General features: G+C 61.4%; 25 protein-coding genes and 1 tRNA gene. 17 read left to right on the top strand and 9 right to left on the bottom strand.

The genetic code is table 11. From position 1 onward, the window contains the following. Nucleotides 1-18 precede the first annotated feature (18 nt). The 4 genes from KHO23_RS21805 (at nt 19) to KHO23_RS21790 (ending at nt 1,318) form a co-directional block, all read left to right on the top strand. Nucleotides 19-234: a TOBE domain-containing protein gene (locus tag KHO23_RS21805; RefSeq protein WP_011488137.1), complete on the top strand. Its 216-nt coding sequence runs from the start codon at nt 19-21 to the stop codon at nt 232-234. 85 nt (nt 235-319) lie between these two features. Further along, nucleotides 320-517, top strand: a complete 198-nt coding sequence (locus tag KHO23_RS21800) for a hypothetical protein (RefSeq protein ID WP_211613311.1) — start codon at nt 320-322, stop codon at nt 515-517. A 108-nt stretch (nt 518-625) separates the two neighbouring features. Further along, nucleotides 626-868, top strand: a complete 243-nt coding sequence (locus tag KHO23_RS21795) for a DUF6566 family protein (protein WP_211613310.1) — start codon at nt 626-628, stop codon at nt 866-868. Between the two features lie 69 nt (nt 869-937). Then, nucleotides 938-1,318, top strand: coding sequence for a glyoxalase superfamily protein (locus KHO23_RS21790; RefSeq protein WP_211613309.1), 381 nt, complete (start codon nt 938-940; stop codon nt 1,316-1,318). Nucleotides 1,319-1,494: 176 nt separating this feature from the next. Here KHO23_RS21790 and KHO23_RS21785 read toward each other — a convergent pair whose 3' ends face one another. Continuing rightward, entirely contained in the window at nt 1,495-1,764 is a 270-nt protein-coding gene (locus tag KHO23_RS21785; RefSeq protein WP_211613308.1) for a hypothetical protein, read from the bottom strand. Between the two features lie 351 nt (nt 1,765-2,115). Between KHO23_RS21785 and dusA the strand changes: the two genes are divergently transcribed. Together dusA and KHO23_RS21775 are read left to right on the top strand one after the other, a co-directional pair. Further along, complete coding sequence (gene dusA, locus KHO23_RS21780; protein ID WP_211613307.1) at nt 2,116-3,117, top strand: tRNA dihydrouridine(20/20a) synthase DusA; 1,002 nt, start codon at nt 2,116-2,118, stop codon at nt 3,115-3,117. A gap of 103 nt (nt 3,118-3,220) precedes the next feature. Further along, nucleotides 3,221-3,296: transfer RNA gene (locus KHO23_RS21775), tRNA-His, on the top strand. 350 nt (nt 3,297-3,646) lie between these two features. Here KHO23_RS21775 and KHO23_RS21770 read toward each other — a convergent pair. Then, complete coding sequence (locus KHO23_RS21770) at nt 3,647-4,444, bottom strand: TIGR02391 family protein (protein WP_211613306.1); 798 nt, start codon at nt 4,442-4,444, stop codon at nt 3,647-3,649. A gap of 250 nt (nt 4,445-4,694) precedes the next feature. On the opposite strand from KHO23_RS21770, the gene KHO23_RS21765 reads away from it, so the two are divergent. The 5 genes from KHO23_RS21765 (at nt 4,695) to KHO23_RS21745 (ending at nt 8,923) form a co-directional block, all read left to right on the top strand. Next, nucleotides 4,695-4,955, top strand: coding sequence for a hypothetical protein (locus tag KHO23_RS21765; protein WP_211613305.1), 261 nt, complete (start codon nt 4,695-4,697; stop codon nt 4,953-4,955). A 25-nt stretch (nt 4,956-4,980) separates the two neighbouring features. Continuing rightward, nucleotides 4,981-5,322, top strand: coding sequence for an SHOCT domain-containing protein (locus KHO23_RS21760; protein ID WP_211613304.1), 342 nt, complete (start codon nt 4,981-4,983; stop codon nt 5,320-5,322). 210 nt (nt 5,323-5,532) lie between these two features. Then, the gene (locus KHO23_RS21755) at nt 5,533-6,588 is read left to right on the top strand and encodes a porin (RefSeq protein WP_236066947.1); all 1,056 of its coding nucleotides are present in this window, start codon (nt 5,533-5,535) and stop codon (nt 6,586-6,588) included. A 227-nt stretch (nt 6,589-6,815) separates the two neighbouring features. Further along, nucleotides 6,816-7,466 (top strand): DsbA family oxidoreductase, encoded by a 651-nt coding sequence (locus KHO23_RS21750; protein WP_211613302.1) that lies wholly within the window; start codon nt 6,816-6,818, stop codon nt 7,464-7,466. A 191-nt stretch (nt 7,467-7,657) separates the two neighbouring features. Continuing rightward, complete coding sequence (locus tag KHO23_RS21745; RefSeq protein ID WP_211613301.1) at nt 7,658-8,923, top strand: NAD(P)/FAD-dependent oxidoreductase; 1,266 nt, start codon at nt 7,658-7,660, stop codon at nt 8,921-8,923. A 17-nt stretch (nt 8,924-8,940) separates the two neighbouring features. On the opposite strand, the gene KHO23_RS21740 is transcribed toward KHO23_RS21745, so the two are convergent. Further along, the gene (locus KHO23_RS21740; protein WP_211613300.1) at nt 8,941-9,306 is read right to left on the bottom strand and encodes a hypothetical protein; all 366 of its coding nucleotides are present in this window, start codon (nt 9,304-9,306) and stop codon (nt 8,941-8,943) included. A gap of 358 nt (nt 9,307-9,664) precedes the next feature. Here KHO23_RS21740 and KHO23_RS21735 point away from each other — a divergent pair, with 358 nt between their 5' ends. Together KHO23_RS21735 and cysC are read left to right on the top strand one after the other, a co-directional pair. Then, nucleotides 9,665-11,257 carry a tetratricopeptide repeat-containing sulfotransferase family protein gene (locus KHO23_RS21735; RefSeq protein WP_211613299.1) on the top strand — a complete coding sequence of 531 codons (1,593 nt, stop codon included), beginning with the start codon at nt 9,665-9,667 and terminating at the stop codon, nt 11,255-11,257. After that, a complete protein-coding gene (cysC, locus tag KHO23_RS21730) occupies nt 11,254-11,826 on the top strand; it encodes an adenylyl-sulfate kinase (protein WP_211613298.1) in 573 nt (190 codons plus the stop codon). The genes KHO23_RS21735 and cysC overlap by 4 nt, the downstream gene beginning before the upstream one ends. Before the next feature lie 209 nt (nt 11,827-12,035). Here cysC and KHO23_RS21725 read toward each other — a convergent pair whose 3' ends face one another. Then, the gene (locus tag KHO23_RS21725; RefSeq protein ID WP_211613297.1) at nt 12,036-12,248 is read right to left on the bottom strand and encodes a DUF3820 family protein; all 213 of its coding nucleotides are present in this window, start codon (nt 12,246-12,248) and stop codon (nt 12,036-12,038) included. A 140-nt stretch (nt 12,249-12,388) separates the two neighbouring features. On the opposite strand from KHO23_RS21725, the gene KHO23_RS21720 reads away from it, so the two are divergent. Next, nucleotides 12,389-13,441, top strand: a complete 1,053-nt coding sequence (locus KHO23_RS21720; RefSeq protein ID WP_211613296.1) for an NADP(H)-dependent aldo-keto reductase — start codon at nt 12,389-12,391, stop codon at nt 13,439-13,441. A gap of 127 nt (nt 13,442-13,568) precedes the next feature. Here the strand turns inward: KHO23_RS21720 and KHO23_RS21715 are convergent, their stop codons facing one another. Next, nucleotides 13,569-14,852 (bottom strand): MFS transporter, encoded by a 1,284-nt coding sequence (locus tag KHO23_RS21715; protein WP_211613295.1) that lies wholly within the window; start codon nt 14,850-14,852, stop codon nt 13,569-13,571. Nucleotides 14,853-14,925: 73 nt separating this feature from the next. Then, nucleotides 14,926-16,338 (bottom strand): M20 family metallopeptidase, encoded by a 1,413-nt coding sequence (locus KHO23_RS21710; protein ID WP_211613294.1) that lies wholly within the window; start codon nt 16,336-16,338, stop codon nt 14,926-14,928. Nucleotides 16,339-16,552: 214 nt separating this feature from the next. On the opposite strand from KHO23_RS21710, the gene KHO23_RS21705 reads away from it, so the two are divergent. Next, entirely contained in the window at nt 16,553-17,512 is a 960-nt protein-coding gene (locus KHO23_RS21705; protein ID WP_211613293.1) for a LysR family transcriptional regulator, read from the top strand. 202 nt (nt 17,513-17,714) lie between these two features. After that, nucleotides 17,715-18,137 (top strand): hypothetical protein, encoded by a 423-nt coding sequence (locus tag KHO23_RS21700; RefSeq protein WP_211613292.1) that lies wholly within the window; start codon nt 17,715-17,717, stop codon nt 18,135-18,137. Nucleotides 18,138-18,258: 121 nt separating this feature from the next. Here KHO23_RS21700 and KHO23_RS21695 read toward each other — a convergent pair whose 3' ends face one another. The 3 genes from KHO23_RS21695 to KHO23_RS21685 form a co-directional block, all read right to left on the bottom strand. Next, entirely contained in the window at nt 18,259-19,662 is a 1,404-nt protein-coding gene (locus KHO23_RS21695) for a methyl-accepting chemotaxis protein (RefSeq protein WP_211613291.1), read from the bottom strand. 353 nt (nt 19,663-20,015) lie between these two features. After that, nucleotides 20,016-21,005, bottom strand: coding sequence for an alpha/beta fold hydrolase (locus KHO23_RS21690; protein WP_211613290.1), 990 nt, complete (start codon nt 21,003-21,005; stop codon nt 20,016-20,018). Between the two features lie 112 nt (nt 21,006-21,117). Further along, on the bottom strand, nt 21,118-22,608 hold the full coding sequence (locus tag KHO23_RS21685; RefSeq protein ID WP_211613289.1) for a flavin-containing monooxygenase: 1,491 nt from the start codon (nt 22,606-22,608) through the stop codon (nt 21,118-21,120). A 146-nt stretch (nt 22,609-22,754) separates the two neighbouring features. On the opposite strand from KHO23_RS21685, the gene KHO23_RS21680 reads away from it, so the two are divergent. Further along, nucleotides 22,755-23,444, top strand: coding sequence for a TetR family transcriptional regulator (locus tag KHO23_RS21680; RefSeq protein ID WP_211613288.1), 690 nt, complete (start codon nt 22,755-22,757; stop codon nt 23,442-23,444). Nucleotides 23,445-23,505: the final 61 nt, after the last annotated feature.

Raw genomic sequence — 23,505 nt, 5'->3', positions numbered from 1 at the left:
TTTTTGGAGTCACTCGACATGAGCATTTCCGCAATCAATGTACGCAATCAGTTCAAAGGCAAGGTCAAGGAAATCATCCGCGGGCCGGTGGTGTCCGAGGTCGATGTGGATACGCCGTTCGGCATCGTCACCTCGGTGATCACCACGCGCTCGGTCGACGAACTCGACCTGAAGGTCGGCTCGGAGGTGGTTGCGCTGGTCAAGTCGACGGAGGTGTCGATCGCGCGTCTGTAAGCCCGGTTTCGCCATACTTCGACACGCCCCTGCGTACTGCCGCGAAACTTGCTACGATAAATTCAGCGTCACGACGGAGACGGCCATGTCGAAGTCATTAAGTCCTGAAGCGATTGAAGCATTGCGGCGCCTGAACGATGTCGGCGTCGGACAGCCCATGCCGAAGTTTGTGCAATCCGTCACGGCGGAGTTGCTGGCGAGCGGGCTTGCCGCCGAAGCGAGCGGAGGCGACGTCGAAATCACCTGTAGCGGCCGGCAGTACCTATCCGGCGATTGCGACTGATCGTCAGATGGGGGCCAGCCGGTGCGTATTCCGAGCCGCGACGACGGCCCGGTGGACAGGTGTGGCCGCGGTTTCGCGAGGCACACGCACTACACCAGGGAGACGATCATGGAGCCGAAGGGCCTCGACATGGGCGACTACCAGGAGCGCTATCGGGACTACGACATCGAAGTCGCGGTCGAACAGGTGCTCACCGGTGTCAAGGCGCATTTTCGGGTGTTGCGCAACGACGCCGTGGTGGTCGACTGGCGGCTGGTGCGTATCGACACCTTATGGTCCACCGAGCATGGCGCGGCGGAGGCGGGCTTCAGGGCGGCGCGCGAAACGATCGATGCCGGCCTCGCCACCTAGTCAAAAGCACGCGAGCCGGCAAGCGCATTCTATTAAGCTGACGGATCTTTCAACCGACTAGGGACCGCTGTGCACCTGGCACCTGCCATTCCGATCATCCGCATTTTCTCTGAAGAGAAAGCCAAAGAGTTTTACGTGGACTTTCTCGGCTTCACCATCGACTGGGAACACCGCTTCGAGGCCAATTTTCCGCTCTATGTGCAGGTGCGCCGGTCCGATCTGATTTTGCACTTGAGCGAGCATCATGGCGACGCGACGCCGGGCTCGACGATTTTCGTGCCGGTGCAGGACATCGGCGCGTTGCAAGCCGAACTTCAGCGTAAAGACTACAAATACGGGAAACCGGGTGTTGAAGCGCTGCCGTGGGGGAACGTGCTGGAGACGGTCGATCCGTTCGGCAACCGGATTCGTTTTTGCGAATCGCCGAAAGAGGAAGCGCGCGGGGCGTGATGAAGCGGGGCTGGGGCTGGGGCTGGGTGTTGCGGGCGCAGCCGCAGCAGCAGCAGCCGTTTAGCCGGGGCAGTCAACCGGACGGTAAACAGCACTGGGCGCCGGCCTGCATCGCTGCAAACGCGGCGCCCAGTTCGGCTGACGTCTTGTGGACGTCAGCCTTCAGCGGCGACAGATTACTGGCCGAAGAAAACCGATTGCGGGCCCGACGAAGCCGGTGCACGCGTACCCGATTGCGACGACACGTTCTTCACGCCGCCGTATGCGTTCGAATCGGCGTTAGCGCGTTCAGCCGCCACGGTTTGCGCGCTCTGGCCTTGTTGCGAAGCCGGTGCGCCGACCGACGGGCGATAGAACGGTGCCGGGCCATAGCCGCTAGCAAATGCGGGGGCAGCGATCGAGGCAGAAGCAGCAACCAACAGGGCGGCGATAAGCTTGGTCTTCATGGTATGACTCCGGTAACGTTTCGATTTCATTTCAGGAAAGCGTCGCAGGGGCCGATGGGTGGTATCTGCAACGTCGATGGAAGGCAGTGTATACCCCTACTATCGAAAATTTGTATCGATAATCTGAAATTACTGTTCTTGCTACTGAAATAATCGCCTGGAGGGTTATGCGACAGGCGTTCGCGGTGGTCCGACCCCGCCGGCCAAGCGTTTTCGGCGTTGAAAGACCCGCTTGGCAGGGCGGGTTATCGGCTGTATTTCGGGGGAATTCCCGGCTTGTGCTCGGCGTGTCAGGGGCAGTTGGCCACTTGCGGTAAAATTGCGGTTTGATTCAAGCCGTCTGGCCGCCCCATGTCTTCAGCTCAAACTCCCAGTCCGCGCCGCGTTAGCGTCGCGCCGATGATGGACTGGACCGATCGTCACTGCCGCTCGCTGCATCGCGTGATATCGCGCCATACGTGGCTCTACACCGAAATGGTCACCACCGGCGCGTTGCTGCACGGCGACGTGCCGCGCCATCTCGCGTTTACGCCCGAAGAAGCGCCGGTTGCCTTGCAACTCGGCGGCAGTGAGCCGGACGACCTCGCGCGTTCGGCCAGGCTGGGTGAGCAATGGGGCTATGACGAGATCAATCTGAATTGCGGCTGCCCGTCCGAGCGCGTGCAGCGCGGTGCGTTCGGCGCTTGCCTGATGAACGAGCCGAAACTCGTCGCCGATTGCGTGAAGGCAATGCGCGATGCCGTGTCGATACCGGTGACGGTCAAGCACCGGATCGGCGTCGATGCGGTGGAAGAATATGGCTTTGTGCGCGACTTCGTCGGCACGATAGCGGATGCCGGTTGCAACGTGTTCGTCGTGCATGCGCGCAACGCGATTCTCAAAGGCTTGAGCCCGAAAGAGAACCGTGAGATTCCGCCGCTCAAATACGACTACGCGTATCAGTTGAAGCGTGAGTTCCCGCATCTGGAGATCATCATCAATGGCGGCATCAAGACGCTCGATGAAGTGGAGACGCATCTCCAGCACGTCGATGGTGTGATGCTCGGGCGCGAGGCCTATCACAACCCCTATGTGCTGGCCGATGTCGACGCACGCTTTTACGGCGCCACTGATGCGCCGCTCACGCGCGAGCAGGTCGAAGCGAAGCTGATCGAATATTGCGCCGCCGAAATGGCACGTGGCACGTACCTTGGCGCGATCACGCGTCATGCGCTCGGTCTCTACCGGGGCGAGGCCGGTGCGCGTGGCTGGCGCCGTGTGCTGTCCGATAGCAAACGCCTCGCGTTGCGCGATCTGAGCATCTTCGACGAGGCAAGACAGCATCTGCGGGAGCCCATCGAAATTTTTGAATAAAGGGCTAGGCAAATGGAATTCTTGTTCGTATAATCTCGTTTCTTCATCGACGAGCCAAGTTTCTCAGCAATGAGTTGCTAAGCAAGTCAAGCAGATGTCAGTGGTGGCTGTAGCTCAGTTGGTAGAGTCCAGGATTGTGATTCCTGTTGTCGTGGGTTCGAGCCCCATCAGCCACCCCAAAAGAATCAAGCACTTAGCCCAGTCAATCGACTGGGCTTTTTGTTTTCTGGAATCCATGTAGGCATCATGTAGGCATTTCCGGTCAACGCGGCGGGGTTCGTGCGAGCCGTACGCACATGCAGTTCGCTTTTTGCGATGCTCGATCCCCGTTGTGAAGTAGTCGCCTAGTTGTATATGGCTGATGCGCAAGGGCGAATTCATCGACCTGTCAGCGGTGGGCGACACCCTCATGGAAGACCTTTTCGTCAAATACGCGGCGGAGGTTTCTGCTTTCAAAAAAGCGCCGCGCTGTCGAGGAAGTCCGTTTAAATGCCACGCGCTCAGTCACAGTCAATTGCAATCACAATCATTACACGCGCTGCGTCCGGTCCAGCGACCGGGCAAGCATGCTCAGGAAACTCAAGTATTCCACGGCGCGTTCGGGATGGTCGTCAATTATCCCGTGCGCACGCGGGTTACGTAGTGCCAGCACCGCACCTTCAAACAGGTGCATCATGCCCTCCTGTTCGCTTCTTCCAGTTTCGCTTTGCAGGTCGTTGTACGTCAGGATCGGCGTCTTCACGCTAAAGACTGTACGCATTAGTGCGGTTCCGCTCAGGTCGTTTTTTAAGCTTCGCCGTTGCACCAGCATCTCCAGCACCTTGCACGCGGTTTCGACTGCCGCCGAATAGTGACCATCCTCAAACAGCTTTGTGGATTCTTGCGCGATGTCGGGATGAAGATCGAGATCACCGAACGCGCGGCGCGCCTTGGTCGCTGGCGTCTCGCTACCGTCTGCAAGCTTTTCTTCGAATGACTCAATGATGGCCTGTAGATTGGCGATTTCGCGCGCCTTGCTTTCAACTAGACTCGCCATCACCTCTGAAAGCGGGATCGGATAGGCAAGGTTGTAGCCAGCGCCGTCAAGGTCGCGCGGCGCGTACCTCAAATATTCCTGCGTACCCATGCCGAATATGCTGGCTATTGTTTCGTCCAGCTTCTTGTCTAGCGTCTCGATACGGGGATCGCTTCGTTGTTGGATTGACGTAGGATCAAACGTCCTTAGCTCTTCAATTCGACGGTGAAGCGTGGGAATGGCCGCGCGCATCTGATCGGGTCTGAGATTAGCGGCCTGCGGCTGTGCGGACTGTGCCTTTCCTGCTGCCATGTTTCCCCCATGTCGTTATCTGCATTGCAGCAGACTAACGCAATTTCAGCACAGCTTGCCGGTTCTGCCTGCACCGGATCGGCGCTAACCGTGGCAGGTCAGTTGCGAGCGTTGCGATAGTCTGCATTTTGTAATTATTGACAGGTAGAAGGCGGTCTGGGCGCTAATTTGACGATAGCCGATTGCCGCGCGGCACAGCGATGCATGCCACGGTGCTAGAGTTCGGAGACAATCACCGGAGACCAAAAGCATGTACAAACTAATCACAGTGCGCGAAGCGGGCGATGACATTGGCGTTGACTTCGACATGGAAATCGATGACGGCAAGATTCAGCACTTTCAGGTTAGCAGCGAAGCGATTGAAGATTTGGTCAAGGCACCTCAAAAGCTCCACGGCGCGGAACTCATTGATGCGTTTCATCGGGTTGGGTCTCGCGTCTGCGAAGTTGCCGCCCGCAAAGATGGCTTGCCAAGCAATGCGCGCGCACTTCTGAAGACAAGCGATTTTTGACTGACGGTCATCGGGGAAAACAACAATGAAAAATGCGTTGCTTCTTGTGGCGATGTTGCTGGCAGGATGCGCGAGCGTTTCGGATATCGATACGAGCAAGGCCGATCCCGATTGCGCCCACTCTTGCACGGCGAACTATTCCGAATGTCTGGGCAAGTTCACGCTCTTCCCCCTCATGGCGCAACACCAATGCACGGATGCTATGCAACTATGCGTTCAGGCCTGTCCAGCGAGAGGAAGTGTCGCCGCGACCCCGGCATTGAATTCATCACAACGGCTCGCGAACTTGGACGACCTTTACAAGCGCGGCCTCATTAGCAAGGATGAATATGATGCAAAGCGCGCCGAAGTTTTGAAGGGTCTATAGGCCGCTCGTTTACGACCAGCAGACCGACACGCCAGTTAGGCTTGCCTTCCCACAAAAACACAAACAACGCACCGCCTATGTCAAACCAAAAATTCTCCGCAGCAGAGCGAGAGGCCTTCTATGAGGCGCATTCTGGAAAGTGCCCTTACACACGCCAGTTGCTAGATATCAGTAGCTTTCACATTGATCATGTCTTACCCGAAAGTCTCGATGATGGACGCAACGACATCCGCGTACTTTGGCAGTCGCTTCGGCCTGAAGGGCGTGGAGGATCTTGGCGGGGGGATGACCGCGCTGTTTACGCTCGAAAACGGATTTAATGCGGCAAATGGCACGCTGGGCCAAGGAGGGCTGCTGTTTGGCAGGCAGGCGTTTGTCGGCTTGTCGGCAGCCGCGGGGCGTGTCACGTTTGGCCGCCAGTATTCGTCGCTGTGGGATTTCGTGTCGCCGCTCGCGGTGATTACCCAGTGGGCCGGCTATCTCGGCTCCCATCCGGACGATCTCGACAATATCGGTGGTACGAATCGGCAGAACAACTCGCTCAAATACACCTCGCCCACTTGGAACGGCGTGAGCGCCAATGAACTGTATTCAGCCGGGGGCGTCGCGGGTCGTTTCTCGGAGAATCAGATCTGGTCCGTCGGGATGGGTTATACGGGAGGCGCGCTGCGTCTGGGGATCGCGTTTGTGGATGCGTTTGAGCCCAATACGTCGATATATGGATCAACGCCAACAGCGGGCAGTGCCGCCACGAACAATTTTGGATCTTTCGGTTCGGCGACAACCGCGCAGCGAAACCCGATTATCGCGGGTTACGCTTCGGCGCACCGGGAGCAGATCTTCGGTATGGGCGGTTCGTACGTGGCTGGCCCGGCAACTTTGGGCCTTGTTTATACCAACACGCGGTTTGCCGGTTTGGGTTCGTCTTCTGGACCGAATCCGCTGTCGTACTCGGGTAGCTCTACCTTCAACACGGTTGAAGCGAACCTCCAATATCAGGTGACGGTACCCGTATCGGTGGGACTGGCGTATTCGTTCACCAAAGACGATGGTCCCAATGATCAGAGTGCCCGTTATCAGCAGGTGACTGCCGGCGTCCACTACTTCTTCTCCAAACGCACAGACGTGTATATGGTCGCCGCCTATCAGCGTGCCTCCGGAACGAACTCGCTGCGACAAAGCGCGGTTGCTTCGATTGCGGGGATGACGCCGTCGGCGAGAAACCAGCAGGTTGTGGATACGATAGGGTTAGCCCACCGTTTCTAAGGGCCGTCTAAAGCCCGTCTGAAGCCCGTCCAGGCCTCGATCTCCGGCGGTCCTGCCACTGGGGTCCGTATCGGGGACCATCACTTTTCCAGTCAGTTGCTAACGGCGAAGCGTCATCCTCATCTCATTGCCTGTCACGCAAAAGTGCATTGCCTCGCGTTGCCATTCCGGTCGGCTGGCAGCCGCGCTATTGTGCTTTTGCAAACAATCCCTTTTGGAGATGTTCGATGAACAGGTTGAATATTGAGGTTACCTACGATTTCATTTGTCCGTGGTGCTGGATTGGCGAGGAAAAGCTGAAGAAGGCGATTCGCGAGGCGAACGCCGGCGAGCAGACGAAACTCGTGTTCGTTCCTTACGAATTGAATCCGACTATGCCCGTGGGCGGTCTCGACCGTAAAGAATACCGGTCGGCGAAGTTCGGGAGCTGGGCGCGCTCGCAAGTCATGGATGCTCAGGTCACGGAGGCCGGACGTCAGGTCGGTCTTGAATTCAACTATGCGCTGGCGCAGCGCACGCCGAACACGCTCGCCGCACATCGGCTTGTTTGGGTGTTGCAGGAAAGACATGACGTGACCGGGCTGGTGGAGGCAATCTTCCATGCGTATTTTTCCGCCGGCCGCGATATTGGAGACGTCGCCGTGTTGACGGAGATCGCGGTAGCCGCGGGCTTCAAGAAAGACAAGGTCGAAGCGTTTTTCGCATCGGAAAGTGGCGTGGACGAAGTGCGTGCGCTTGAAGCCCGGCAAATCGAGCATGGTGTCAACTCGGTACCGTCGGTGAAGATTGGCGACGAGGTTATCAGCGGCGCACAGTCTGTCGCGCTGTTTCGGGCAACGCTTGAAGGTGCCTTGAAACAGCGTGCGATCGCTGAATAAGCTGCATCGCGGTGGCCATGGGCTGCTTGCCTGGAAGGTCGGGCGGCAGCCCGGCTCGCGCTACACATTCAGAAACTTTAATTCGACTGCGAGATTGCATTGGGTCAGCATGCACAGTGAACAATGTGCAGCGATGCCGCCCACGCAAGGCAATCTCGACGGGCGCGGCGGATTTGCAGCGGAGGCGGGCGATGGACGGCGCAAGCGTGGTCAGGGTTCTGGGCGCGGCACACAGCAAGGAAGCGTATGAGATCCGCGACTTCCTCTCCCGAGGCGTCGTCGAATATGAATGGTCCGAAATCGCGTCGAACGAAGCGTGCCTCCGGGAGCTAGGCGTTGCTAAATTTGACGAAATAGACTGGCCCGTTGTCGTCTTTCCGGATGGCTCGAGGCTGGAGGCGCCGAGTTTGGCGGACATTGCCGCCAAGCTGGGATGGGTGTCGCGCCCGCGCTATCAGGAGTACGATCTTTCGATATACGGCGCTGGGCCCGCGGGATTATCCGCTGCGGTCTACGCGGCATCCGAGGGACTGCGGGCCGTCGTCATTGAACGGGCTGCGGTGGGCGGCCAGGCGGGCACCAGTTCGCTCATTGAAAACTACATGGGTTTCCCGCAGGGCATCGCCGGTGCGGAGTTGGCGGAACGTGCGCGTCAGCAGGCCGTGAAGTTCGGCGTCGAGCTGCTCATGATGCGCGAGGGTGTGCACGCCACCTTTGTGAATGGAAAGATTGAAGTCAATCTCGCGGACGGAACCTTGCTCAGGGCAAGCGCCAATATTTGCGCAACGGGTATCGAGTACCGCAGTCTGGGAATTCCCGACGAGCAAAGGCTGTTGAACGCGGGGTTGTATTACGGCGCTGGCGCAAGCGAAGCGCCCATGTGCGCCGGCAAAAGGATTTTCATCGTAGGCGGCGGAAACTCTGCGGGGCAGGCCGCGATGAATTTCGCGCGAACCGCAAAGTGCGTCACCTTGATCGTTCGCGGCGAGTCTCTTGCCGAAACGCTCTCGCATTACCTGCTGGATCGCATTGCCCACACGAGCAACGTCCGGGTTGTTTTTGAATCGTCTGTCTCGGCGATCTATGGCGACACCCAGCTTGAAGCGCTGCAGATCATGAACAGGTCGGGTGGCACTCAGGTTGTTTCGGCGGATCGCCTTTTCGTGTGCATTGGCGGCGCACCGAACACGGAGTGGGCAAAAGACACCACGATCGTCCGGGACCGGAATGGGTATCTTGTGACAGGCGCCGATCTGAGCGACTTTCCCCAGTTTGGGACGTGCTGGCCGCTTGAGCGGCGCCCTTACTTTCTGGAAACGAGCATCCCCGGCTCCTTCGCGGCCGGCGATGTCCGCTACGGGTCAGTCAAGCGGGTTGCGTCGGCCGTTGGGGAAGGGGCGATGGCGGTCACGTTCGTTCACCGGTATCTGGCGGAATCGGGGGACTCGGGGCGTTGAAGGACAGGCGCTGGCGGTCAATGCCCATGCCCCCCGTGGCCGCCGCTACTGCTCCACGACTCGCCGCCGCCGTGGGAGCCGCCACTCCCGCCGTGCCAGCTGCCACCGCCGTTGCCATGCCAGCCGCCGCCGCCGTGCCAACCGCCGCCGTGCCACCCACCGCCATGCCAGTATCCGCCATGGCCGTAGTAACAGCATCCGCCACCCCAACCGCCCCAGATGTCCACCGCGCCGTAAGGCGGGCCATACACCGGCCCGTAGGCATAACCGTAGTCGGGGTAATACGGCTGCGCGTAGGCGTAGTCATAGCCCGGTGCGACCACACACCCGGTGAGACTGGCCGCCACGGCCAACATCGCGACTGATGCAACGAGCCTGCTCACGATCTTCTCCCGCGTTCCCGCCTATAAGATTCAGAAAAATGGCGTGCCCGGGAGTTCAGCCGGATTTGTGTCGGCAAATTACGGGGCGGATGCACCATCGTGCCTCCACGATGCCCGCGCCCCGATCCAACGCCATAGCGGCTGCGCGTTGCGGCAATCTTTCAAACCATGACGGATTCATTGCCTTGTAACAGTTAGTAAAATTTTCGAAACGTAACTGTAGGGTACGCCTGATATTTTCCCGTCAGACAATTTCCCCTTGAATCCAGACTCATGCCTGCGCTGACGCTGGACGACGACGAACGCATTCCACATTGCCTGGCCGCCTGATGCGAAGCCTGCAAAAACCTGGCCGTCAATGAAGCACGATCCACAGCCTGCAACCGCATCTGAATGGCTCGCCGAAGGTGACGCCTTAGCCGCTCGCGGCGAACTCCAGGCCGCACTCCAATGTTTCGAGGCAGCGCGCGCGCTCGATCCCGCCGACGTCGTCCTCCATGAGCGCATCGCCGCGACGCTCGCCGCGCTGAACCGCTTTTCCGAAGCCATCGCCCGCTATCACGAAGCCATTGCGCTCGATCCGTGCAACACGGATTTGCATCACGGCCTCGGCTGGTCGCTCGAGCAGATGCACCGGCTCGAGCAGGCGATAGACGCTTATCGCGAAGCGGTTCGGCTGGATCCGAACGCAGACGGCTCGTACAACAATATGGGCAATTGCCTGCAGGCACTCGGTCGCATCGACGACTCGCACGAAGCCTATCGCCGCGCGATCGAAGCCGCCCCGCAGGTGCCGCTGTATTACCGCAACTTCGTGCAATCCAGGCGCCTGACCGCCGACGATCCGGTGTTCGCCGCGCTTGAGCAACTCGTCGGCGTTGCCGCTTCGCTCACGCCCGCCAATCAGGCGGAGATTCACTTCGCCTATGGCCAGGCGCTGTCCGATCTGGGCCGCAACGATGCGTCCTTCGACCACTTCCTGAAGGGCAACGCATTGCACCACGCCGGCGTACGCTATGACGAAGCTGCGTCGCTCGGCCTGTTCGCGCATTTGCCCGAGCTTCTGACTTCAGAGGTGCTGGCGGACAAACGCGGTCTGGGCGATCCGTCGGCCGCGCCGATTTTTATCGTCGGCATGCCGCGCTCCGGCTCGACCCTGATCGAACAGATCCTCGCGAGTCATCCGCAGGTTCTCGGCACGGGTGAGCGAACGGAGTTCGGGGAGGCGCTGGTCAATTGCATCGGCCGCGATCTGGACGATCCGTTGCGCATCGATATCGAAGCATTGCAGGGCGTCGGCGCCCCGCAATGGCGCACGCTCGGCGCCGACTATTTGCGCCGCATGCACACGTCGCTGCCGGAAATGCAAAGCGGAGCATCGGGCTACCCACGCTTCACGGACAAATATCCGTTCAATTTCATCAACGTCGGGCTGATTCATCTGGCGCTGCCGAATGCGCGCTTCATTCATAGCAGCCGCTCGCCGCTGCAAAGCTGCCTGTCGATTTTTTCGCGCATTTTTCACGACGTGCCGTTCAGCTACGATCTCGGTGAACTGGGCCGCTACTATCGTGCGTACGATGCGTTGATGGCACATTGGCAATCCGTCTTGCCCGAGGGCACGATGATGGAAATCAAGTACGAAGAGCTTGTCGAAGATCTCGAAGGCAATGTCCGGCGCCTGCTCGCGCATTGCGGACTCGACTGGGACGAGCGTTGCCTGTCGTTTCACCAGGCCACGCGGCAGGTGAGCACGGCCAGCGCCGCGCAGGTGCGCCGTCCGCTCTACAAGACGTCGGTGCAGCGCTGGCAGCCGCAGCAGGCGTTGCTGCAACCCTTGTTAGAGGGGTTGGGACCGGCGTTGGCGCCGGCTGACAGCGTCAGCATGCATGGTTGTGCGCCTCTGGCGGATGTCGGCAGCGTGGCACCGGGCTCGGAGCGGAAATCATGAGCGCATCGTGCGGGGCCGTCATATGGATGACGGGTTTGTCCGGTGCCGGTAAATCGACCCTGGCCGATACGTTGCACCGGCGTCTGAAAGATGCCGGGCGTGCTTCGGTTGTGCTCGACGGCGACGCGTTGCGGCGCGGCCTGACCGCCGACCTCGGCTTTACCCCCGAAGACCGCGCCGAAAATCTGCGGCGGGTCGCGCATGTCGCGGCGCTGTTCATGCAACAGGGCTTCATTGTGATTGCGGCGGTGATCTCGCCCGAGCATGGGCATCGGCGCATGGCGCGTGAGATCGTCGGCGCCGGGTTCGTCGAAGTGTTCGTGAATGCGCCGCTGACGGTGTGCGAATCGCGCGATGTCAAAGGGCTTTACGCGCGTGCGCGGCGCGGCGAGATTCCACATTTCACTGGTATTTCCGGCCCGTTCGAAGTGCCGCTGGCCCCCGATGTCATGATCGAAACCGATCGGGTTTCGGTCGAAGAGGCGGTAGACCGCCTGCTTGTGCCTCTGATCGCCATGGGTTGCCTGCCGGGAGAGAGCGGGCTTGGCAAGCCGCGCCTCGCGAAATAGTCAGTGCGGGGGGGCCGTGTCGCTTTTCTAGCGCGCAAATTTTCCACCCGGCGCCAGACATTTCGCTATACCTTTCCGGCTACTCGTGAATGGAAGGGGTGATGCGTCGATGCCGACATTGTCGATACGAAAAATCAGGCTGAACGTCGAAACGCTCGTCCTGGCGGCCGACCTGGCCGGCACGGTGGTTTTCGCGATCGAGGGCGCGCTCAGCGCTTGCGTAACGGCTCGATCAGCGCCGACAAACCGTTGTGATCGATCTCGTGCATCAAAGCCAGCAGACGGCCGATTTCGCCCGGCGGAAAGCCCTGGCTCGCAAACCAGTTCAGATAATGACCGGGCAGATCGGCGATCAGCCGGCCTTTGTATTTTCCGTAGGGCATCACGCGCGTGACCAGCAGTTCGAGGTGTTCGGGATTCATCGCAGATGGGGTGGCGGAAAGTTCGTTGAGCGCGGTGGTGCGAGCGCCTGCTCAAGCAGCATTCTAGCCTGCGCTGCAGGCATTGCGCCGGCGTGGTAACGTCAGCGGTTTCCGCATACACAATCAACAGGACAAGTTCGATGGAATACCGCAGACTCGGCGACTCGGATGTGAAGGTTAGCCTGATCGGTCTCGGCACCATGACGTGGGGCGAGCAGAACACCGAGCAGCAAGCGCATGCGCAGATCGACTATGCGCTCGACCACGGCGTCAATCTGATCGACGCCGCGGAAATGTACCCGGTGCCGCCGCGCCCCGAGACGCAAGGCTCGACCGAGCGCTATATCGGCACATGGATCGCACAGCATCGCGGCGCGCGCGAGAAGATCGTGCTGGCCACCAAGATCGCCGGTCCGGCGCGTCAACCGCATAATCCGCGCCATATTCGCGGCGAGGGCAACCAGTTCGACCGCAAGAACCTGACCGAAGCGCTGAACGATAGCCTGAAGCGTTTGCAAACGGACTACGTCGATCTGTATCAGTTGCATTGGCCGGATCGCAGCACGATGACGTTCGGCCGTCCCGCCTATCCGTGGGTCGACGACGCGTACACGGTGCCGATCGAAGAAACGCTGTCGGTGCTCGCCGAATTCGTCAAGGCAGGCAAGATTCGCCATATCGGCGTGTCGAACGAAACACCGTGGGGCGTCGCGCAGTTTCTGCGCGCGGCGGAAAAGCTCGGCTTGCCGCGCATCGTCAGTATCCAGAATCCGTATAGCCTGTTGAACCGCACGTACGAAGCGGGCTTGTCCGAGTACGCGCATCGAGACAACATCGGCTTGCTGGCGTATTCGCCGCTCGCCTTCGGCTGGCTGTCGGGCAAGTATGAAGGCGGCGCGCGTCCGGCCGGCGCCCGCATTTCGCTGTTCGAGCGCTTTCAACGCTACAGCAAGCCGCAAGCGGTTCAGGCCACCACGCGCTATGTGGAACTGGCGAAGCGTCACGGGTTGTCGCCCGCGCAGTTCGCGCTGGCTTTCGTCAACAGCCGGCCGTTTGTGACGAGCAATCTGATCGGCGCCACGTCGCTCGATCAGCTGAAGGAAAACATTGCCAGCGCCGAGGTGAAACTCTCGCCGGAAGCGCTCGCGGAGATCGACAAGCTGCATGAATTGCAGCCTAATCCGGCGCCTTGACGTAGTTGTCGGGAGCAAGGCGAGTTGACTCGCCTTGCTCGCTGCAAACTTGCTCAATCGCAGTCACTGACCTCGGTCAATCCCGCTCAATTGCACTCGCTCACGCGCGATTAATCCCGCTCCTCGCTCAGCGAATCTTCAGCTTCGAGCGGACCGCATAGAGTGCCAGCAAACTCGCCACCGCGCAGAACATCAGATAGAAACCTGGCGCGAGTTTATTGCCGCTCGCGTCGATCAGCCAGGTGATCACGAAGGGCGCAAAGCCGCCGAACACAGTCACGCCGATGTTGTAGCTGACCGCGAGACCGGTCGCGCGCGTCTGCGTCGGGAAAATCTCGGACATCAGCGCGGGCAGCGCGCCGAAGTACGTCGCCTTCAGTACGCCGATCCAGATCAACGCCAGCAGCATGGTGGCGAACGACGGATGCGCATTCATATACACGAAGGCCGGATAGACCGTCAGCAGCATCAGCGTCGCGGCGGCCGCCATGATGCGGATCCGTCCCACGCTGTCGGACAGATGGCCCGCGAACGGCGTCAGCACGGTCAGCACGATTCCCGTTGCGAGCGTGGCCGCGAAACCGGTCGAAGCGGACAGGTGCAGTTGCTTGATCGCGTAGGTCGGCATGTACAGGATCATGTAGTTGGCCGCGGTCGAAATGATTAGCGAGCCGACCGCGAGCAGCATGCGGACCTTCTGCGTGCCGAACAGATCGCGCAGCGGTGTGAGTGTTTTGGGCTCCGTGTCGAACTCGGCGCCTTCGTCCACGTAGCGGCGAATATAGAAGCCGACCGGGCCGATCGCGAGGCCGAACAGAAACGGAATGCGCCAGCCCCACGATTCGAGTTGTGCCGTCGTGAGCTGGCTCGTCAGCAGCGCGCCGAAACCGGAGGCGAGCAGCGTTGCGAGGCCTTGGCTCGCGAACTGCCAACTGCCCATGAAGCCGCGCCGCTCCGGCGCATGCTCGACCAGAAACGCGGTGGAAGCCCCGAACTCGCCACCCGCCGAGAATCCTTGAACCAGCCGCGATAGCATGATGCCGGCGGGCGCCCACAAACCGATCGCGGCATACGGCGGCATGACGGCGATCGTCAAGGTGCCGATCATCATGAGGCCGATCGACAGCAGCAGCGACGCCTTGCGTCCCGCGCGATCCGCGAGCGAGCCGAGCACGAGTCCACCGAGCGGCCGGATCATGTACGAGATGCCGAAGGTGCCGAGCGTGAGCATCAACGAAATCGCTTCCGTACGGGCAGGGAAGAACAGCTTCGCGATCGTGACCGCGAAAAAGCCGTAGACGACGAGGTCGAACCATTCAAGCGCATTGCCGATCGATGCCGCGAGAATGATGCGATGGACCTTCGCGGCGGACGGCCGCGCGGCGCTGGCGGGCAAGGTGGACGTGATCATCGTGGGCGTGCCTCGTGGCGGATGCGGCTAACAGGGAACTGCTGACAAACTGCGGGCGTGTTGCGCTGATCGCTCAGGCAGTGGCTTTGGGTGGCGTTGCCGTTGCGTGCGGCGCGTTCTCGCCCAGATCCCAGAACAGCCCCGCCATGATCTGCAGACCCTCGCGCACCACCGGTCCGAGCAGATGCTCGTTTGGCGCGTGCTGCGAGCAGGCCGGGTAGGAATGCGGCACCCAGATGGTCGGCAGGCCGAGCGTATCGGCGAACACTTCGTTGGGCAGCGTGCCACCGAGATTCGGCAGCACCGCCGTTTTCTTGTTCGTGGTCTGTTCGAGCGAGGCGATAGCCCACTTGACCCACGGGTCGTCGGGATTCAGACGGGTTGCCGGCGCACCGCGCTCGACGCTGATCTCGACCAGCGAGAAGCCATGCGCATCCAGATGCATGCGCAGGTGCTGCTCGAGGTTTTCCCAGTCCGTGCCGACCACGAAGCGCAACTGGCAATGCGCGAACGCCGACGACGGAATCGCGTTGACCGGGTTCTCCGGATTGCCCGCCTTGAAGGCCAGCACCTCGAAGCTGTTCCATCCGAACACGCGTTCTGGCGGCGTGAGACCGGGCTCGCCCCAGTTATCGTCGACGGCCGGGTCGCCTGGGCCGCCGCCTACCGTGATATCGGCCAGTGCACGACGCACCGCCTCGGGAATCGGCGGCGGACGCAAGCCGTCGACCGCGATGACGCCGCGCGCGTCGACCAGACTGGCAAGGGCGTTCGCCAGCACGGTGGCCGGATTGCGCAACAGACCGCCCCAGTTGCCCGAATGGTGCGCACCATCGCGCAGATTCAGCGAGAGCTTGAAGTTCACCGAACCGCGCGAGCCGAGGAACACGGTGGGGCGGCGGGCGGCGAGGCGAGGGCCATCGGAGGCGATCAGCACGTCCGCAGCCAGTTCCCGTTTGTGCTGATGGCAGATCGCGTCGAGCCCCGGCGAGCCGGTTTCCTCGCCCATCTCGATCAGCAGTTTCGCGTTGAAGCCGAGCTTGCCGTCGCGCGCGGCCAGCACGCTGGCGAGCGCGGCCAGGTTGATGGAGTGCTGGCCTTTGTTGTCGGCGGTCCCGCGGCCATACCAGCGCTCACCTTCAATGGTCACGGCCCACGGCGTCAGCGGTGCGCGCCACTGGCTGTCGTAGCCGCGCACCACGTCGCCGTGGCCGTAGATCAGGACGGTGGGCAGACGGTCGTCTTCGTGGCGATTGGCGAGCAGGAAAGGCCCGGCGCCCTCGACCGGGTTGTCGGCGATGCGCGTGCTGAAGCCGAGCCCTTCGACTTCCGGCGCGATTTCGTCGGTCAGATACGCGCGCAGCGTGGCGTCGCGGTCGCTTTCCTGGCTCTCGGTGCGAAATCCGACGCGCCGGTTGAGGTTCTCAAGAAAGGCGCCGGATTCGAAATGATGGGTGGCGTGTTCGATGGCCTGGTCGCGGCTCATGGTTGTCTCCGAGGCTGGGTGCGGGGATGGCGGCGACGCGGCGCCCTACGGGGCGCCTCTGGTTCGCGGCTATCAGCTTCGAAACGATTCTAGGAGGCCGTTATTTTTGTCACAATGATCGTCTTTCGAAGCTTGCGTTGCCGAAAAGGCAAAGCTTAAGCACCTCCGGACACAGCCGCATACGCTCGCGCGTTCACCCGCATAGGCATCGCTCATGGCTCTTTCATTGCACGGCATCGCATTGCGCTACTTCGTTGAAGTGGCTCGCACCGGCTCGATCAGCGACGCGTCCGCGCGGCTGCATGTGGCGGTTTCGGCGATCAGCCGGCAGATCGCGCGGCTCGAAAGCGAGCTCGGCGTCGCGCTGTTCGAGCGCCGGCCGCGCGGCATGTCGCTTTCCGAAGCGGGCGAGCGTCTGCTTGCCTACGCGCAGCGCAGCCTGCTCGAAGCGGAGCACGTGATGAAGGAGATCGGCGGCCTCGAGGCGTTGCACGGCAGCATGATCAAGGTCGCGAGCTCGGAGGGTTTCGCCGCGGACTTCCTGCCCGGTGCCATGGCGGCGTTCCGCAGCCACTATCCGGGAATCGACTTCACGCTCTCCGTGGTGCCGCCGGGCGAGGCGACTCGCCGGGTGCGCGATGGCGATGCCGATCTCGCGCTGACGTTCAGTCTCGCGCCGGAAAAGGGCGTCAAGGTCGAACACACCGAGCGCGCCCCCGTGCTGGCGCTGTTGCGCGCCGATCATCCGCTGGCCATGCGGGCGCGGGTGTCGCTTGCCGACTTGCGGCGCTATCCGCTGGTGCTGCCGGAGCCGGGCACGACGATCCGGCAGTTGATCGACATCACCTGCGCGCTCGAAGGCGTGCTGCTCGAGCCGGATCTCACCTGCAACAATAGCGGCGCGATGTACCGCTACGCGCAGAAATCCGGGGCGATCATGTTCACGGGGCTGCTGTCGGTACGCGACCGTTACGCCGGCGACGGCTTCGTCGCGATACCGTTGACGCACCCGCAGATGCGCCAGCGCAGCATTCAGGTGCAGACGATGGCCGGACGGGAGTTGCCGCCGTCCGTGAAGGCGTTCCGCGACCATCTGATCGCGGAAATCGGCGGCGCGAAGCCTGCGGATGCTGCAGTGCCGAAGACGGCTCGAAAGCGCGGCCGGACACTTTGATCGTTTTGAAAGGCAAATCTCCCTGCCGGACGGCGAATCACGTCCTAAACTGTGGGGACGGGACGGGCTGTACGGCATCTCCTGTGCGGCTCGCGAGGCTGCGGCCCACACCAGTGGTAGGATTCAGCCCGAAAAAATGGAGCGCGGCGCGCAAAGAATCGGCGTGCCGTCCACAACAGAGCAATAGGACTCAGGACATCGAATGGCGCAACAAAAAACAAACCCAAAACTTGAGCAGGCTCTGACGCGCGGGGATCTTGCAATTCGCCAGGCCAACTCGGCGCGGGCAACTGCGTTGCTGCGCGCGTTGGGCAAGATGATTGTCGAGGCATCGGCCACCATCGGTGTAGAGGCATTCACACTGATTCCGGACGGCGACAAGATTTACGATCCCGCCGACGGGCTATGGCCACAGGAATTACAGGTCTCGCTCGACGGTCCCGTCGAGGAAGCCGATCCGGACGAAGTTCGAACGGTCAGGTTGATTGCCGACGATCCTGCCACGGTGTTCAGGGTCGAATGGCAGCGGGCAGATGGAAAGATCGGACGTCAGGATGGCGGGCCGTTTGCAACGGTGGCCTTTATTTCCGATGTGGATATTCCCTGGACGGATGATGAGGATTAACGGGGGCCTTTGCTGCGCGTTTTGATTGTGAACGGACGGCGTTGGCCCTTCCTTGACTTGAACCTGGAAAGGCCAATGCCGCAGGCATACAGACAGGCACGGGTCGCGCAGGCGGAATCCCTCAAACCTTATAGCCGATCCGAACCGCACCCCAATGCCGCCCGGCAACAAACACGGGTGCCGATGCATCTTTCATCAAAACAAACTGCCCACCGCCCATATCGCGGCGATACGTTTGCAGCAAGAATTTCTTGACATGCGTAGCAGCCGCAATCCCGGTGCGATCGTCGAACATCCGCCGATTCCGGCAATTGGCCATATTCCAGACCCCATCCTCGCGCTGCGGCAAAGAAAACTTCAGATTATGCGTAGGCAGATAACCGCGCGCATCGACAGCAGCACAAAACGCGACGCGTGGATCGAGTCCGAGTAACGGCTCCTGAAGAGCGGGCAAGACCCGGTCGGTAAAAGCGGTAAACCGGGTAACGAACTGAGCCGGATTGCTCCCCGCAATGGGCACATAGTGCTGATCGAACAGATCCTCGATCGACACTTCGCCCCGGGCAACGGCCGTTTCGAATGTCTTGCTCACCGAGGCCGCGGCCTGCTGCACGGCGTCGATAAACCGCGTATCGCTCGTCTCTACTCCCGTTGCCGCAGTCAACTCGATCAACGTCTCAGACACGCCGAGCAAATTTCCCAGCCGGTCCTTCGCCTGGACAAAGTTCTCGCTCGAATCTTCGACACCGCTCGCCATCTCCAGCACCTGCGCCTCAAGCCCGTTGCATTGCGTTTCGATCTCGCCGGTCAAAGCGGCGATCTGCCCGGCCTCATCGTTGAGCTGCGTAATCGCATCGCCCGTCGCATGCACGACGTCGCCAATCTTGCGGGTGCCTTCGCGTACGCGGTGCGCGCGCGCCGTGTTCACCGAGCCCTCGCTGATCAATTTCTCGGTCTGCTGGGTGAGCTGCGCCAGCGTCGTCTCGATCTGGCCCGTCGCCTGCGCGGTCTTCGCCGACAGGTTCTTCACCTCGGCTGCCACCACCGCGAAACTCTTGCCGGAGTCGCCGGCGCGGGCGGCTTCGATCGCTGCGTTCAGCGCCAGCAAATGCGTCTGGCGGGCAATCAGCGAAATCTCCTCGGAGACGCGGCTCACATGGGCCAACGCGCTACGCAACGCGCCAATCTGGCTCTCGATCACCGTGACGCCTTCCACCAGCCCGTGGATGTCGGCGAGCGATGCCTCCAATGTCTGCTGCGACGCCTGCACGCCAGTTGCGGCTTCAGCCGACACGCTGCGCATTTGGCGCGCGGCAGTGGCAATGCGATGATTGCCCGCCAGCGTCTGTGCGGCGGATTCGCGCAGTGCGCGGCATACCTGTGCCTGATGCTGCACGCGTGCGGCAACTTCTTCGACGTGTCCCGATACGTCGCAGATTTCAATTCCCAGTTTGCCGGCTTGCGCGGCAATATCGCCGACGACCGTTTGTGAACGGCCGGCCCGGCGAAAGCTGAAACGCGACATACCCGTCTCCTTCATGGCGCGGTGGGTGCGATTGGTGCGGTTGGGTTCGATTGGGTGCAATCGATTAGCGCGGTCACCCGGTGCGGATGCCGCGTCTTCTCAATGCATTGACGGCACACTTTCGTTCGACTTGATACGGGGTATCCCGCAGTCGTTATGATGTGTACTCGCCGTGCAAGCCCGCCGCCATTCGTTTTCCTACCAGCCAGCCATGATTGACTCCTTCGCACGCGTTTCAGGTTGGCAGCAGCTCTATCACCTGTGGGAGCTGATCGTACTGCTCTGCAAATTCCTGTGGGGACTGCTGCGCTTGCTCGGGGGCGGTTGAGCGCACCCCGCGCAATCGGCCACGGTCAGACTTGCGCGCGGCGCGTGTCTTCGGTCACGGGCGCTACGACGGCGTTCGTGCCGAGAAACGCGCGCAGATCGGTCATCACGCGCTCGGGCGCTTCTTCCATCGGAATGTGGCCGAGCCCTGGGTACATCACGGATTTCGCGCCTGGAATGCGGCTCGCAAATTCAGCCGCGTGCGCAGTTGGGATCCAGCGATCTTTCGCCCCCCACAGGATCAGCGACGGCACCTTGAGCGTCTTCAGCACGTCGGTGTCGACGTCCTTGAAGTCGAGCGTCGGCACCATCTTGCCGATTGCCGCGCGCGTGCCTTCGCCGTGGAAGAATTCGATGTAACGCCGCAGCGTCACCGCATCGAGCTTGCGCGCATCGCCATACACGTTGCGCACCGCGCTCCTGATAATGGCTTCGGGCAGCCACCACGGCGAACTGACCCGCACCAGCGCGCTATTGAAGAGACCGATGTAAATGGGCAGCTTCATTGGAAAACCGGCCGAGTCGATCAGGACGAGCCGTTCGACGGCATCGCGATGGCGCACGGCGTAATCCCACGAAATCAGGCCGCCGAGCGAGTTGCCGATCAGCGTCGCGCGCGAAATGCCGAGTGCCTGCATGAACGTGTCGATGAAACGCCGGTAGGTGGGCAGGTTCATCGTTTCGATTTCGCCGGCGCTGGAGCGCAGCGGCCCGGTCACGCCGAACGGCGGCAGGTCGAGGCGGATCACGCGATGCTCGCGCTTGAGTTCGTCCGCGACGCGATTCCATGTATGCAACGAAGAGGCGAAACCGTGAATCATCACGATCGTGTCGCCGCTGCCTTCGTCGACGTAGTGCACGTCGGCGCCCATGATTTTGACGAACTTCGAACCGCTCTGTGTGTAGCGCCGCTGCAATTCGGCGCGCGGCACGCTGGTGATGCCGAGGCGCGCGGCGAGCGAGCGGGGCGGCAGCGGTGCTGTTGATGCGGATGTCGCGGATTCGATGCTTGCCATGGTTGTTGTCTCCCTTTAGTTCGAGTTAGATCGCATCCGTCTCATCCTCGGCCTGCGCATTGCGAGCGGTCCCTCAACCGCCCCACGCGGTTTCAAGGCGCATCAAGGCGCTTCAAGGCGCAAAACGATAATCGCGCGGCCGTACACGCCGCGTGCGTTTGCGAAAGCTGAATGTGAAGCCCGGCCACAACGCGGTGACCTTGCCGCTCTTCGTCTGATACCAGCTATGGCAGCCGCTGACCCACACGGAGTGCTGCATCTGCCTTTGCAGACGGTCATTGAAATCGCGCTGGACGTCCGGCCGCAGGGTCATCGTGCGCGCCTCGCGTCGGCGCAATACGCGCAGGCAATCCGCGATGTACCGCACTTGCGACTCGATCATGTAGATCATCGAGTTGTGACCGAGCCCAGTGTTCGGGCCAACGATCATGAAGAAGTTCGGGAAGTTGGCGACACTGGTGCCGAGGTAGGCCTCCGGCCCGTCGCGCAGCCACATCGCGCCGAGATCCGCGCCGTCGAGCCCGGTCACCTCGAATGGCGCGCCCACGTCGTTGACCTGAAAACCCGTGCCGCAGATGATCGCGTCGGCCGGGTGGTGCGCGCCGTCGTCGGTCACGATGCCGCCGGCGACGATTTCACGGATGCCGCTCGTCACCACGTCGACGTTCGGCTGACCAAGCGCCGGATAGTAATCGCTCGACAGCAACACGCGCTTGCAGCCGAGCCGGTGGTTCGGCGTCACCTTGGCGCGCAGCGCGGGGTCCTTGACGCGCCGCTCCAGGTAGCTCAGGCCGAACTTCATCGGCAATTTCATCAGTTTCGGATTGACGACGAACGCAATCGCGCGCGATTCGAGCTGCCAGTAGATCGTATTGCGCACGAAGCGCTGCGTGAACGGCAGATGGCGGAACAGCCAATGCGCGCGCGGACCGACCGGCTTGTCCGGCTTCGGCATGATCCACGGCGCGGTGCGCTGGAACAGCTCGAGGCGCGCGACGCGCGGCTGGATCCGCGGCACGAACTGGATCGCGCTGGCGCCCGTGCCGATCACTGCGACACGCTTGCCTTCGAGCGGATAGTCATGGTCCCAGCGCGCCGAATGAAACAGCTTGCCTTCGAAACTGTCGAGCCCCGCGATCTGCGGCATGGCCGGCCGCGATAGCGGACCGCTTGCCGCGATCACCACATCGGCCTCGATGCTTTCGCGTGTGCCGTTCGATTCGATCTCGACTTGCCAGGTTTGCCGCGTTTCGTCGAAACGGGCCGAGGCCACGCGCGCATTGCAACGCACATGGCGATCGACGCCGTATTTGCGCGCGCAATGCTTGAGGTACGCGAAGATCTCCGCCTGGCCGCCGAACGCACGCGACCACGCGGGATTCGGCTCGAACGAAAACGAATACAGATGCGACGGCACATCGCAGGCCGCGCCGGGATAGGTGTTGTCGCGCCATGTGCCGCCAATATCGCCGGCCGCCTCGTAGACCGTGAACGACGTCATGCCCATTCGCAGAAGACGGATCGCCATGCCAATGCCCGCAAACCCGCTGCCGACAATGGCAATGCGTGGCGCGGCGGGTTGGGCGGATGATGCAGGCGTCACGGCGGGTCTCCGGAGATAGGCAAAATTCGGGTGTCTACATATGTCTACACTCGCATAACGCGCAGGGTAGACAACTGTACACGTCGCGTCAAGATCGTTTAGAGTACGACTATTAAACGCGCGAGCCGCGCTGTGACTGAATGCTCATGAACCCCGTACCTGAAGCGCCGTCCGCCGCCGGCCATGGCGCTGTTGCCGGGCAGGACCTCGCGCCCGGCAAGCGCAAACTGATCGAAGCCGCATTGCGTCTGACCGCGGGCGGGCGCAGCTTCGCAAGTCTCGGCCTGCGTGAACTGGCGCGCGAGGCGGGGCTGAATCCCAACACGTTCTACCGCCACTTCGACACACTCGACGACCTGGCGCGCGAGGCGGTCGAATCGGTGAGCCGCCGCTTGCGGCCGATGCTGCGGCGCGAGCGCTGGCTGGCCGCGCACGACGAACCACAAAGCGTGCCGCGTCGCGCGTGTGTGGCGTTCTTTGCGTTTGCGCTCGAGAATCGCGAGGCGTTTCTGAGCGCGCTGGCCGAGTATCACGGCACCTCGCGGGCGCTGCGTGAAGCGGTGCGGGCGAATCTGCACGAGGTGTCGGCGGAAATGGCGGACGACGTCGTGCAGTTGGCGCTGATGCCGACGCTCGCTCGCGCCACCGTCGATGAAGTCTGCACGCAGATCGTGCTGCAGCTGTTTCATCTGTCGGCGGAGTATATCGAAGGGGATGCGGCGCGCCAGGAAGCGCTGATCGCGTATTCGGAGCGTTTCATCGTCCGGCTGTTCGCGGGTTCGGTGCTGCTGGCGCAACATGAGCCGGCGAGGGCGCCTGCGTCAGTGAGGGCCTGAAGAGAAATGGAAAGGGAATCGGCATAAAAAAACAGGCTCCGTGCAGGAGCCTGTTTTCATT

Origin of the sequence: Paraburkholderia haematera (assembly GCF_905220975.1) — a bacterium.
In the GTDB taxonomy this organism is placed as follows: Bacteria; Pseudomonadota; Gammaproteobacteria; order Burkholderiales; family Burkholderiaceae; genus Paraburkholderia; species Paraburkholderia haematera.
Note: the sequence above shows the minus strand (reverse complement) of the source record. Positions and strands in the feature narration are given on the sequence as shown.

Excerpts from the sequence above, each read along its gene's own strand:
- KHO23_RS21805 (WP_011488137.1), top strand. The coding sequence starts at position 19 with ATGAGCATTTCCGCAATCAATGTACGCAATCAGTTCAAAGGCAAGGTC.
- KHO23_RS21800 (WP_211613311.1), top strand. The coding sequence starts at position 320 with ATGTCGAAGTCATTAAGTCCTGAAGCGATTGAAGCATTGCGGCGCCTG.
- KHO23_RS21795 (WP_211613310.1), top strand. The coding sequence starts at position 626 with ATGGAGCCGAAGGGCCTCGACATGGGCGACTACCAGGAGCGCTATCGG.
- KHO23_RS21785 (WP_211613308.1), bottom strand. The coding sequence starts at position 1,764 with ATGAAGACCAAGCTTATCGCCGCCCTGTTGGTTGCTGCTTCTGCCTCG.
- dusA (WP_211613307.1), top strand. The coding sequence starts at position 2,116 with ATGTCTTCAGCTCAAACTCCCAGTCCGCGCCGCGTTAGCGTCGCGCCG.
- KHO23_RS21770 (WP_211613306.1), bottom strand. The coding sequence starts at position 4,444 with ATGGCAGCAGGAAAGGCACAGTCCGCACAGCCGCAGGCCGCTAATCTC.
- KHO23_RS21765 (WP_211613305.1), top strand. The coding sequence starts at position 4,695 with ATGTACAAACTAATCACAGTGCGCGAAGCGGGCGATGACATTGGCGTT.
- KHO23_RS21760 (WP_211613304.1), top strand. The coding sequence starts at position 4,981 with ATGAAAAATGCGTTGCTTCTTGTGGCGATGTTGCTGGCAGGATGCGCG.
- KHO23_RS21755 (WP_236066947.1), top strand. The coding sequence starts at position 5,533 with ATGATGGACGCAACGACATCCGCGTACTTTGGCAGTCGCTTCGGCCTG.
- KHO23_RS21750 (WP_211613302.1), top strand. The coding sequence starts at position 6,816 with ATGAACAGGTTGAATATTGAGGTTACCTACGATTTCATTTGTCCGTGG.
- KHO23_RS21745 (WP_211613301.1), top strand. The coding sequence starts at position 7,658 with ATGGACGGCGCAAGCGTGGTCAGGGTTCTGGGCGCGGCACACAGCAAG.
- KHO23_RS21735 (WP_211613299.1), top strand. The coding sequence starts at position 9,665 with ATGAAGCACGATCCACAGCCTGCAACCGCATCTGAATGGCTCGCCGAA.
- cysC (WP_211613298.1), top strand. The coding sequence starts at position 11,254 with ATGAGCGCATCGTGCGGGGCCGTCATATGGATGACGGGTTTGTCCGGT.
- KHO23_RS21725 (WP_211613297.1), bottom strand. The coding sequence starts at position 12,248 with ATGAATCCCGAACACCTCGAACTGCTGGTCACGCGCGTGATGCCCTAC.
- KHO23_RS21720 (WP_211613296.1), top strand. The coding sequence starts at position 12,389 with ATGGAATACCGCAGACTCGGCGACTCGGATGTGAAGGTTAGCCTGATC.
- KHO23_RS21715 (WP_211613295.1), bottom strand. The coding sequence starts at position 14,852 with ATGATCACGTCCACCTTGCCCGCCAGCGCCGCGCGGCCGTCCGCCGCG.
- KHO23_RS21710 (WP_211613294.1), bottom strand. The coding sequence starts at position 16,338 with ATGAGCCGCGACCAGGCCATCGAACACGCCACCCATCATTTCGAATCC.
- KHO23_RS21705 (WP_211613293.1), top strand. The coding sequence starts at position 16,553 with ATGGCTCTTTCATTGCACGGCATCGCATTGCGCTACTTCGTTGAAGTG.
- KHO23_RS21700 (WP_211613292.1), top strand. The coding sequence starts at position 17,715 with ATGGCGCAACAAAAAACAAACCCAAAACTTGAGCAGGCTCTGACGCGC.
- KHO23_RS21695 (WP_211613291.1), bottom strand. The coding sequence starts at position 19,662 with ATGTCGCGTTTCAGCTTTCGCCGGGCCGGCCGTTCACAAACGGTCGTC.
- KHO23_RS21690 (WP_211613290.1), bottom strand. The coding sequence starts at position 21,005 with ATGGCAAGCATCGAATCCGCGACATCCGCATCAACAGCACCGCTGCCG.
- KHO23_RS21680 (WP_211613288.1), top strand. The coding sequence starts at position 22,755 with ATGAACCCCGTACCTGAAGCGCCGTCCGCCGCCGGCCATGGCGCTGTT.